7 protein-coding genes and 1 pseudogene are annotated in these 10744 nt (G+C 63.0%); 6 read left to right on the top strand and 2 right to left on the bottom strand.

All coding sequences use genetic code 11. The features are described 5' to 3' along the window. The 3 genes and pseudogenes from Q8K05_RS09725 to Q8K05_RS09715 form a co-directional block, all read left to right on the top strand. Positions 1-179: pseudogene (locus tag Q8K05_RS09725) on the top strand (iron-sulfur cluster carrier protein ApbC); the annotation flags it as partial. 128 nt (positions 180-307) lie between these two features. Further along, positions 308-1957, top strand: coding sequence for an OFA family MFS transporter (locus tag Q8K05_RS09720; protein WP_305246430.1), 1650 nt, complete (start codon positions 308-310; stop codon positions 1955-1957). Between the two features lie 90 nt (positions 1958-2047). Further along, positions 2048-2995, top strand: coding sequence for a LysR family transcriptional regulator (locus Q8K05_RS09715; RefSeq protein ID WP_305246429.1), 948 nt, complete (start codon positions 2048-2050; stop codon positions 2993-2995). 74 nt (positions 2996-3069) lie between these two features. Here the strand turns inward: Q8K05_RS09715 and Q8K05_RS09710 are convergent, their stop codons facing one another. After that, positions 3070-4056: a tripartite tricarboxylate transporter substrate-binding protein gene (locus Q8K05_RS09710; protein ID WP_305246428.1), complete on the bottom strand. Its 987-nt coding sequence runs from the start codon at positions 4054-4056 to the stop codon at positions 3070-3072. A gap of 17 nt (positions 4057-4073) precedes the next feature. Beyond that, on the bottom strand, positions 4074-4664 hold the full coding sequence (locus Q8K05_RS09705; protein WP_305246427.1) for a carboxymuconolactone decarboxylase family protein: 591 nt from the start codon (positions 4662-4664) through the stop codon (positions 4074-4076). A gap of 277 nt (positions 4665-4941) precedes the next feature. Between Q8K05_RS09705 and Q8K05_RS09700 the strand changes: the two genes are divergently transcribed. The 3 genes from Q8K05_RS09700 to Q8K05_RS09690 form a co-directional block, all read left to right on the top strand. Continuing rightward, on the top strand, positions 4942-6147 hold the full coding sequence (locus tag Q8K05_RS09700) for a cyanophycinase (protein ID WP_305246426.1): 1206 nt from the start codon (positions 4942-4944) through the stop codon (positions 6145-6147). A 223-nt stretch (positions 6148-6370) separates the two neighbouring features. Beyond that, positions 6371-8158 (top strand): NADH-ubiquinone oxidoreductase-F iron-sulfur binding region domain-containing protein, encoded by a 1788-nt coding sequence (locus Q8K05_RS09695; protein WP_305246425.1) that lies wholly within the window; start codon positions 6371-6373, stop codon positions 8156-8158. Continuing rightward, on the top strand, positions 8159-10744 hold a 2586-nt coding region (locus Q8K05_RS09690), incomplete at its 3' end, for a molybdopterin-dependent oxidoreductase (RefSeq protein WP_305246424.1).

Raw genomic sequence — 10744 nt, 5'->3', positions numbered from 1 at the left:
TGGACATGCAGATTCGCCTGCAGGCCGACAACGGCCGGCCCACCGTGGTGGCCGACCCCGACGGCGACGTGGCTGCGATCTACAAGGCCGTGGCGCGCAAGGTGGCGATTACCGTGGCCGCCAAGGCCAAGGACTTTTCGTCCAAATTCCCGACCATCACGGTGTCCAAAAACACCTGACCGGCTGGCGCTTAACGCACGCCGCCAGCGCCGCCGCGATAATCTGCCGTATCACGCCGCCGGCTCCGGCGGCGTCCTTCATTCGGGCGGGCCGGTTTCTTTTTTAAAACTTTTCAGAACCCATCAACATGGCAGTTTCTTCCCCGGGCTTTCTGGACAAGGAACGGATCATTGCCGGTCCGGGCTTTAACCGCTGGCTGGTGCCGCCTGCGGCGCTGGCCATACATTTGTGCATCGGCATGGCCTACGGCTTTTCGGTGTTCTGGCTACCGCTGTCCAGGGCGCTGGGCATCAAGGAGACCATCCAGTGCGGCCCGGAAGTGGGCTTTTGGGCCGAGCTGTTCACCACCCAGTGCGACTGGAAGATCTCCACGCTGGGCTGGATGTACACGCTGTTTTTTGTGTTGCTGGGCTCGTCGGCCGCGATCTGGGGCGGCTGGCTGGAGCGCGCCGGCCCGCGCAAGGCTGGTATGGTGTCGGCGGTCTGCTGGTGCGGCGGCATGCTGATTTCGGCCCTGGGCGTCTATCTGCACCAGTTCTGGCTCATGATTCTGGGCTCCGGGGTGATTGGCGGCATCGGGCTGGGCCTGGGCTATATCTCGCCGGTTTCCACGCTCATCAAATGGTTTCCCGATCGCCGTGGCATGGCCACGGGCATGGCCATCATGGGTTTTGGCGGCGGCGCCATGATTGGCTCTCCGCTGGCGGCTGACCTGATGAAGCACTTCGCCACGCCCTTGGACACCGGCGTGACGCAGACCTTTGTGGTGATGGCGCTGATTTACCTTGTCTTCATGACGGCCGGTGCCTTGACCTACCGGGTGCCCGAGACCGGCTGGATGCCTGCCGGCTGGACGCCGCCCCCGGCGCAAATCGGCAACGCCATGATCACGCAGCGCCATGTGCATGTCAAAAAGGTCTGGGGCATTCCGCAGTTCTGGCTGATCTGGATGGTGCTGTGCATGAACGTGAGCGCGGGCATCGGCGTGATCGGCATGGCCTCCCCCATGCTGCAGGAGGTGTTTGGCGGCTCGCTGATTGGCGTGAGCCAAAAGTTTGGCGAACTGGACAAGGCCCAGCTGGCCGCCATTGCCAGCGTGGCAGCCGGCTTCACGGCGCTGCTGAGCCTGTTCAACATTGGCGGGCGATTTTTCTGGGCCAGCCTGTCCGACAAGCTGGGCCGCAAGATGACCTATGTGGTGTTTTTTGTGCTCGGGGGCGTGCTGTATTTCGGCGTGCCGGGCAGCGCGGCGGCAGGCAACATTGTGCTGTTTGTGGCGGCGTTTTGCGTCATCTTGAGCATGTACGGCGGCGGCTTTGCCACGGTGCCGGCTTACCTGGCCGACCTGTTTGGCACGCAGATGGTGGGCGCCATTCATGGCCGCCTGCTGACCGCCTGGGCGACGGCCGGCGTGCTGGGCCCGGTGGTGGTGAACTACATGCGCGAGTACCAACTGGGTCTGGGCATGGCGCGCGAGCAGGTCTATAACCAGACCATGTACATCCTGGCCGGTATGCTGGTGGTGGGCCTGGTCTGCAACCTGATGGTGCGTCCGCTGGCCGACAAGTGGTTCATGACGGACGCAGAACTGGCCGAAGAAAAGCGGCTGGCGCACGAGAAAGCGTCGGCTTCGGTGCTGCAGCGGAGTCAGGCCAACGGCAGTGGCTCCGGTGCGGTCAGCCCGGCGCTGGTCGTGCTGGCCTGGTTGGCGGTGGGCATTCCGCTGGCCTGGGGGGTTTACCGCACGCTGCAAAGTGCTGCAAAATTCTTCAACTGACCGGTTTTTTTGCAGGCAGGCCCACATGACGCTTGGTGCCTGCTCTCCTGACGTCAAAGCCGTGGCCAGCTTGAACCGGACCTGCGTCAAATGAACCTCACCTCCCTGCGCTACCTTGTCGCCCTGAGCGAGCACCGGCATTTTGCGCGGGCCGCGCAGGCTTGCCACATCACCCAGCCCGCGCTGTCCAACGCCTTGCGTGCGCTGGAAAAAGAGTTTGGCACGCCCATCGTCAAGCGCGCCCGCAGCTACGCCGGGCTGACGCCGGAAGGCGAGCGCGTGCTGGCCACCGCCCAGCGCATGCTGCACGAGCATGCGTTGCTGCAGCAGGAACTGGCCAGCAGCGCCGAGCGTCCCCGGGGCCGGCTGCAACTGGGCGTGGTACCCACCGCCGTGCCGGTGGCCGCGCGTTTTGCCGCCATGCTGCAGGCCACGCATCCGGGCATTGCCCCGGTGGTGCGGGCTTTAAGTTCGCAGGAAATTGAAGAAGGCCTGGAAAACCTGTCGCTCGACATGGCGCTGGGCTTTACCGGCCGGCTTAAAAAAGGCGGGTCGTTTGCCGTGCTGCCGCAGTACGCCGAACATTATTTTCTGGTGCGCCGCCTGCAAAATCCGGCCCGCGCTGCAGGGGCCGAACTGCGGCTGGGCGCTGCCATGCGATGGGTGGACGCCGCGCAGCTGCCGCTGTGCCTGCTGACGCCCGAGATGCACAACCGCAGCCTCGTCGACCAGGCCTTTGCCCAAGTGGATGCGGCCGTCACGCCCGTCATGGAAACCAATTCAGTGCTGACGCTGGCCCTGAGCGTGCTGGCCGGCGATGTCTGCAGCGTGCTGCCCGGCGCGCTGGTCGGCGCGGTGCGCAGCCAGGGCGAGCTGGAGGCGCTGCCGCTGGTGGAGCCGGAAATGGTGACGCCTGTGGGGTTTATTTATTTAGCCAAGGCAAGGCCTTCGCGTGCGCTGGAGGCGGCTTTGGGGCTGGCGGGGGATGAGAGGTGGCTGCGGGATGCGGTGCGACATAGTGGGGCGCTGGGGGCTTGAGTTTGGCGGCTATCGTTCGGGGTGCTGCAGCTCAGCCGCACCACTACCGCTCGCTGCGATTCAGCAAGCGTTGCTCAGTTGGCCTGCACGCCGGCCTTGATCAGCAGCCCACCGAGCGTATCGACTTCGTTTTTCAGGTGCGCGCGCAGGGCCTCCGGGCGGGCGCGGTCGGCGCTGACTGCCGAGATACCCATGCCCTCCAGGCGCTTGCGGACATCAGGATCGGCCACCGCCTTTTGCAGGGCAGCAGACAGCTGGTCCAGCACCGGCTTGGGGGTTCCCTTGGGGGCATACAGGCCGAAGGAAATGTTGATGTCAAAGCCCTCAACACCGGCTTCGGAAATGGCCGGTACCTCCGGCAAGGATGGCAGTCGTGCCCTGCCCGCCGCCGCATAGGCCTTGATCTTCCCGCCCTTGACCGCCGGCACGGTGCCCGAAGTCTGATCGCACAGGATGTCCACCTGCCCGCCCATCAGGTCGTTCAGGGCCGGGCCCGTGCCCTTGTAAGGGATTTCGTTGAGCTTGACCTTCAGCGTGCTCATCAGCATCAGGCCGCACAGGTGCGAGGCTGAGCCCACGCCGGCATGGGCGAGGCTGACCTTCGATGGGTTGGCCTTCAGGTAGGTCACGAATTCGTTGAGGTCTTTAGCCGGGAACTCGTTGCGCGAAAGGATCAGCATCGGGCCGGTGGTGGCCGAGCCGATCGGTTCGAAGTCATCCACCGGGTGGTAGGGCAGGTTCTTGAACATCGCCAGGCTGGTGGCATGGCTGACATGAATCATCAGCAGCGTGTAGCCGTCGGCCTTTGACCGTGCGACCTTGGCGCTGCCGATGGTGCCGGACGCACCGGCCGTGTTGTCCACAACGATGGTCTGGCCCAGCGTTTTTTGCATCGCGCCGGCAATCACGCGGGTCACGACATCACCGGGCCCGCCGGGCGCATAGGGCATGACCATGGTGATGGGATGCGAGGGGTAGTCCTGCGCGCCCGCAGTGAAAGCGACGGCGGCCAGGGCCAAAGCCAGGCAGGAACGAACGGTGTGTTTCAACAGGAGTGACATGAGGGGGTTCCCGGGTTTCAGGCCAGCAGACGCTGGCGGATATCGCCAGGGTCCAGCACTTCCAGCGGCGGCGCAGCGCCCCCGGGGATGCTGCTCTCGGTGGCATTGAGCAGCATGGACACCATGACGTAGGTGCCTGACAGCACGGTCAAATCGATCACTGACTGCTCACCCATCGTGGTCACGGCTTCTTGCCACAAGGCATCGCTGACGCGGTGGTTCAGTGTCAACTGGACGCAGTAGTCGTACACCAGACGCTCATCGTCCTGCATGGACGACGGGCGCTGGCACTTCTGCAGGTCGAGCATTACGGCGTCGGACAAGCCGGCGCGGCGGGCGATCGTTTCATGCGCCCACCACTCGTACTGGGCGTTAGCGATGCGCGCCTGGATCAGGATGGCGAATTCATTGAGTCGCTTGTTGACGGATGTCTTGAAGCGCAGGTAGTCGAGCAGGTCGAAGCACCGGCGCGCCATGTCCGGGCTGCGCAGCAGGGCGTTGTAGGGTCCACCCAGCGCGGCGCTGGATACCTTCAGGATGTCATCGGCCAGCGGCCGGACTTCAGGTGCGAGTTCTTCGTAGCGGACTTGGGTGAGGCGTTCAGGCATGCCCGGATTCTAGACAGGGAATATTCAGGATTTATGGTGAATACCCTGAGGCATTCGAACGTTCCGGCCCCCTCACCGGGCGGTGCCCCGGGTGCGCGCTTTAAGTTCGCAGGAAATACGCCAGAGTGGATTGGACCCGAACTTGTCCATCATTGATATTTCTCATGCTCAGGCCTCTACGCGTCTAATTTAATCACCAACGCGGGCGTACATTTTCAGGGGCAAGATCAGTCTTGTTTGTCTGGATAACCGCCGTTTCCTGAGGAGACCTGTGATCATGAGTACATCCGTCCTTTCCAGTCTGCTGACGCGCTGGTTATCGAGACGAACTTTGGTCCGTTGGGTGACGGGTGTGGTGTTTGCGGCCGCGTTTGGCAGCGCCACGGCAGGCGGCAAGCCCTATAGCTATTTCGTCACGGGCAACGCAGAAGCACCGATAGCGGCAACACTGAAAGCCCCGTCTACTTCGTCAATCGTGCTGATGGGCGGTGGTCCTGATGTTGACGAGGCATTCCGCTGGATGATCACCAGAGCAGGCATCCAGCCAGGGACAGGAGGACGTTTCGTCGTGATCCGCGCGACGGGCACTGAAGCTTACGATCCTTATATCTACTACAGCGATGCTGCTCTCACAAGATCAACTACCGTCGCGGATCAATGGGTCGGCGGTGCGTCCCTCGGACTGACCTCGGTTGAAACGCTCGTGATTCCCAGCATCGCAGCCGCAAACGATGCATTCGTCAATTCTGTCGTCAGCAAAGCCCATGCGGTGTTCATTGCGGGTGGCGATCAGAGCGACTACATCAAGTATTGGAAGGGGACGAAACTGGATCAGACCCTGAGCGGGCTGATGCAGAACAATGTTCCGATTGGCGGCACCAGCGCGGGGCTGGCCGTCTTGGGGCAGTTCGACTTTGCCGCGCTCAAGGGAACTGTCACATCAACCCAGGCCTTGGCCAATCCTTATAACAAGTACATGACACTGGATCCGGAACCGTTGAGCCTGACGGGCGGTTTTCTAGCGCCGCCAGCCTTGGTCAACACGGTTCTTGATGCCCACCTTGACAGCCGGGATCGAATGGGGCGATTGATTGCGTTTGTTGCCCGGCTGGTTGCGCCCGACGCAGGTTTCGGTTGTCCGGGAGGAATACTTGCGTCAGGAACAAACAGTGCTGCCACCGCGCGCGGCATCGGCGTGGATGTCGAAACGGCCTTGCTGGTGCAAGGGAACAAGAGCACCAGCGCAGCCTTTACGGCGCGAAGAGTGACGAATCCGTCCACAACGACGCAGAGCGCAGTCTATTTCGTCCAGCCGTTAAATCCACCAACCGTGTGTGGCTCAGGCAAACCTTTGACCATGACAACGGTTGAGATTAAAAAACTTGCCGACTCCGATACCATTTTCAACTTGTCAGACTGGTCTGGCTTGACGGGGTACACCGTCGATGCGATTTCTGGTGCGTTGACGTCTTCCCCGTATTGAGGTTTGACGTTCGGGGAGCAGAGTTTCTGGTGCGCTCGATCGCAACCTTCTCAAGGGCAGGGACACGGATGGAAGCGCAAGAACTTCATCGAAGTTGACAGTCTAAATTGGCCTCCTGGCTCTGACGGCATCAAGCCGCTAAGCCGCCCCCTCATTCAAAAATTGAATCACCCCATACACCGATTCAATTTGACGCATCGGCCGCCTCGGGCCAAAGTACGGCATGAATACGTCCAGCCAGCGTCCAGACATTCCCGCCGTCCTAATCGCCACGGTGGACCAGCTGCGCGACCGCATCCGACGAAAAAGCAAGCTCAAGGGCCGCCAGGCCGATGACACTTCGCTCGAAGAGGTGCGCGTGCTGATTGGCGAGCGCCCGGCTGAAGGCTATCGCCGTGACCTGCTGATCGAGCATCTGCACCGGCTCAATGACGCGTACCGCTGCCTGCACGACCGCCACCTGGTCGCGCTGGCCAAGGAGATGAACATTCCGATGGCCGAGGTGTATGAGGTGGCCACGTTTTATCACCACTTTGAAGTCGTCAAGGGCGACGAAGCCGCGCCCGGCCTATTGGTGCGGGTGTGCGACGGGCTGGCTTGCGAGATGGCGGGGGCGCAGGACTTGCTGGCGCGCTTGCCGGCCTTGCTGGGCGCCGATGTGCGGGTGGTGGCCGCGCCTTGCATGGGTCGCTGCGAACAGGCGCCGGCGGTGGTGGTGCACCAGACGCCGGTGCCGTTTGCCACGCCTGAATCCGTGGTTTATGTATCAAATGCGAACCTGGCCCAATACTCACGGGTGCAAGTAGCTATTAATTTCGTAGCGTCTGACTGGGCGGAGAAAAGCATTCCGCCGCTGTCGGGCTACACCGATTACGCCACCTACCGCGCCCACGGCGGTTACGCGCTGGCGGCGTCGCTGGTGAATGGGGAAGAGGACGCCGAGCGCGTGCTGCAGACCATGGAGGATTCGGGCCTGCGCGGCTTGGGCGGTGCGGGTTTTCCGGCGGGGCGCAAATGGCGCATCGTGCGCGGGCAGTCCGCGCCGCGCCTGATGGCGGTCAACATTGACGAAGGCGAGCCCGGCACCTTCAAGGACCGTACCTACCTGGAGCGCGACCCGCACCGTTTCCTGGAAGGCGTGTTGATCGCCGCGCAGGTGGTGGGTGTTGAGGCCTGCTACATCTACCTGCGCGACGAATACCACGGCTGCCGCGCGCTGCTGCAAGCCGAAATCGCCAAGCTGCAGGCCGACCCGCCTTGCGCCTTGCCTTTGATCGAGTTGCGGCGGGGCGCGGGCGCCTACATCTGCGGCGAAGAGTCGGCCATGATTGAAAGCATTGAAGGCAAGCGGGGTGAGCCCCGGATGCGGCCGCCCTACATCGCCGAGGTGGGCCTGTTTGGCCGGCCCACGCTGGAGCACAATTTTGAAACGCTTTACTGGGTGCGCGACATTGTGGAGAAGGGGGCCGGCTGGTTCAGCAGCTTTGGCCGCAACGGGCGCAAGGGGCTGCGCAGTTTCAGCGTGAGCGGGCGGGTAAAGAGGCCGGGCGTCAAGCTGGCGCCGGCCGGCATCACGGTGCAGGAGTTGATTGACGAATACTGCGGCGGCATGGCGGACGGCCACCTGCTCTATGCCTACCTGCCGGGCGGCGCGTCGGGCGGCATTTTTCCGGCCAGCCATGCCAACCTGCCGCTGGACTTTGACACCTTGCAGCCGCATGGCGGTTTCATCGGCTCTGCCGCCGTCATCGTGCTGGGCCAGCATGACAAGGCCCGCGATGCAGCGCTGAACATGATGCGTTTTTTTGCGAACGAGAGTTGCGGCCAGTGCACGCCTTGCCGCGTTGGCACCGCGAAAGCCGCGAAGCTGATGGAGGCGCCCCACTGGGACAACACCACGCTGGAAGACCTGAATGCGGTGATGAGCGATGCGTCGATTTGCGGCCTGGGGCAGGCGGCGCCCAACCCGGTGCGCTGTGTCCAGAAATATTTTGCGCATGAGGTGGCCTGAATGAACGCACCTGCCAAGCTTGCTGAAGTCACGTTGCAAACCGTCGCCTTCACGCTCGACCATCAAACCATGCACGCATTTGAGGGGGAAACCATCCTCAAGGCCGCTCAGCGCCACGGCGTGCAGATTCCGCGCCTGTGCTACCAGGACGGTCTGCGCGCCGACGGCAACTGCCGCGCCTGCGTGGTGGAAATCGCGGGTGAACGCACGCTGGCGCCGAGTTGCTGCCGCAGCGTGACGGCGGGCATGCAAGTGCAGGCGCAGAGCGAACGCGCCGTGAAAAGCCAGAAGATGGTGTTGGAGCTGCTTTTGTCGGACATGCCGGAGCGGGGCTACAGATGGAATGATGCGGATGCCAATTCGGGGATCCCTCACCCTAACCCTCAGGGAACAACAGCCGAAGCGGGAATAACAGCCGGCGGCCCTGTCTTACTCCCTCTCCCCCTGGGAGAGGGCAGGGGTGAGGGCCTCCCCGCAGCGCCTTCAACCCCAGCGCAAGCACAAAGCATGGGCCAGCACGGTGAACTCAGCGACTGGGCTGCGCGCATGGCGGTCACGGTGCGGCCTGAACTCAAGGCCCTGCGCCGCGAGCAGCCCGTGGCCGACCTGTCCCATCCCGCCATGGCGGTGAACCTCGACGCCTGCATCCAGTGCAAGCGCTGCGTGCGCGCCTGCCGCGAGGAACAGGTCAACGACGTGATCGGCTTTGCGCTGCGCGGCGCGCACAGCGAAATCGTGTTTGACCTGGACGACGCTATGGGCGACAGCACCTGCGTGGCCTGCGGCGAATGCGTGCAGGCCTGCCCGACCGGCGCGCTGATGCCCAAGACGCACATCGGCTCGCAAATCGTCGATAAAAAGATCGATTCGGTTTGCCCGTTCTGCGGCGTCGGCTGCCTGCTGACCTACAAGGTCAAGGACAACAAAATCGTGAGCGTGGACGGGCGCGACGGCCCGGCCAACCATGGCCGGCTGTGCGTCAAGGGCCGCTTCGGCTTTGACTATGCGCACAGCCCGCAGCGGCTGACGGTGCCGCTGATCCGCAAGGCGGGCGTCGCCAAGGACCCGCAAGCCTTGCAGGCGCTCAACCGCCACACGGCAGACTGGTCGGAGGTGTTTCGCGAAGCGACCTGGGACGAAGCGCTGGCTTTTTCCACCGGCGCGCTGAAAAATCTGCGCGACACCCAAGGCAAGAAATCGCTGGCCGGCTTCGGCTCGGCCAAGGGCAGCAATGAAGAGGCTTACCTGTTCCAGAAGCTGGTGCGGACCGGCTTTGGCAGCAACAACGTGGACCATTGCACCCGGCTGTGCCATGCGTCGAGCGTGGCGGCGCTGCTTGAAGGCGTGGGTTCTGCGGCGGTCAGCAACCAGGTCCATGACGTGGCAAACGCGGGCCTGATTTTTGTCATCGGATCGAACCCCACGGGCAACCATCCGGTAGCGGCCACCTGGATGAAGAACGCGGCCAAAAAAGGCACGAAAATCGTTCTGGCCGATCCCCGCATCACCGACATCGGCAGGCACGCCTGGCGCACGCTGCAGTTCAAGGCCGACACCGACGTGGCCATGCTCAATGCGCTGATTTACACGGTGATTGACGAAGGCCTGGCCGACCAGGACTTCATCACAAAGCGGGTCAACAATTACGAAGCCCTGAAGGAAAACGTCAAGGGCTACAGCCCCGAGGCGATGGCGCCGATTTGCGGCATTCCGGCCCAAACCTTGCGGGAAGTGGCGCGTGAATTTGCCAAAGCCGAGGGCGCGATGATTTTGTGGGGCATGGGCGTGAGCCAGCATGTCCACGGCACCGACAACGCGCGCTGCCTGATTGCGCTGAGCACCGTGACCGGCCAGATCGGCAAGCCCGGCTCGGGCCTGCATCCGTTGCGCGGCCAGAACAATGTGCAGGGCGCCAGCGACGCGGGCCTGATTCCGATGATGTTCCCCAACTACCAGCGCGTGACGAACCAGGCTGCACATGACTGGTTCGAGACTTTCTGGGGTATGAAGCTCGACGACCAGCCCGGCTACACCGTGGTCGAAATCATGCACAAGGCACTGGCGCCTGACAGCGACCCGCACAAGGTGCGCGGCATGTACATCATGGGCGAAAACCCGGCCATGAGCGACCCCGACCTGAACCATGCGCGCCATGCGCTGGCCAGCCTGGAGCATCTGGTGGTGCAGGACATCTTCATGACCGAAACCGCCTGGCTCGCCGACGTGGTGCTGCCCGCCACCGCCTGGCCCGAGAAAACCGGCACGGTCACCAACACCGACCGCATGGTGCAGCTCGGCCAGCAGGCGATTGACCCGCCCGGCGATGCCCGGCCCGATTTATGGATCATCCAGCAGATGGCTGCCGGCTTGGGGCTGGGCTGGCATTACGAAGGTCCGAATGAAGGCGTGGCGGCGGTGTACGAGGAAATGCGGCAGGCCATGCACAGTTCGATTTCAGGCATTACCTGGGAGCGCTTGCTGCGCGAATCGAGCGTGACCTACCCCTGCCTGAGCGAGGACGATCCGGGCGCGCCGACGGTGTTCATGGACCACTTTGCCACCGACGACGGACGGGTGCACCTGGTG

This window comes from Polaromonas sp. (assembly GCF_030682935.1).
Classification (GTDB): domain Bacteria; phylum Pseudomonadota; class Gammaproteobacteria; order Burkholderiales; family Burkholderiaceae_C; genus Polaromonas.
This window is presented reverse-complemented; position numbering and strand designations above follow the sequence as displayed.

What these genes read in the sequence shown, in the direction of transcription:
- Q8K05_RS09705 (WP_305246427.1), bottom strand. Translation starts at nt 4,664, where the DNA reads ATGCCTGAACGCCTCACCCAAGTCCGCTACGAAGAACTCGCACCTGAA.
- Q8K05_RS09710 (WP_305246428.1), bottom strand. Translation starts at nt 4,056, where the DNA reads ATGTCACTCCTGTTGAAACACACCGTTCGTTCCTGCCTGGCTTTGGCC.
- Q8K05_RS09720 (WP_305246430.1), top strand. Translation starts at nt 308, where the DNA reads ATGGCAGTTTCTTCCCCGGGCTTTCTGGACAAGGAACGGATCATTGCC.
- Q8K05_RS09695 (WP_305246425.1), top strand. Translation starts at nt 6,371, where the DNA reads ATGAATACGTCCAGCCAGCGTCCAGACATTCCCGCCGTCCTAATCGCC.
- Q8K05_RS09715 (WP_305246429.1), top strand. Translation starts at nt 2,048, where the DNA reads ATGAACCTCACCTCCCTGCGCTACCTTGTCGCCCTGAGCGAGCACCGG.
- Q8K05_RS09700 (WP_305246426.1), top strand. Translation starts at nt 4,942, where the DNA reads ATGAGTACATCCGTCCTTTCCAGTCTGCTGACGCGCTGGTTATCGAGA.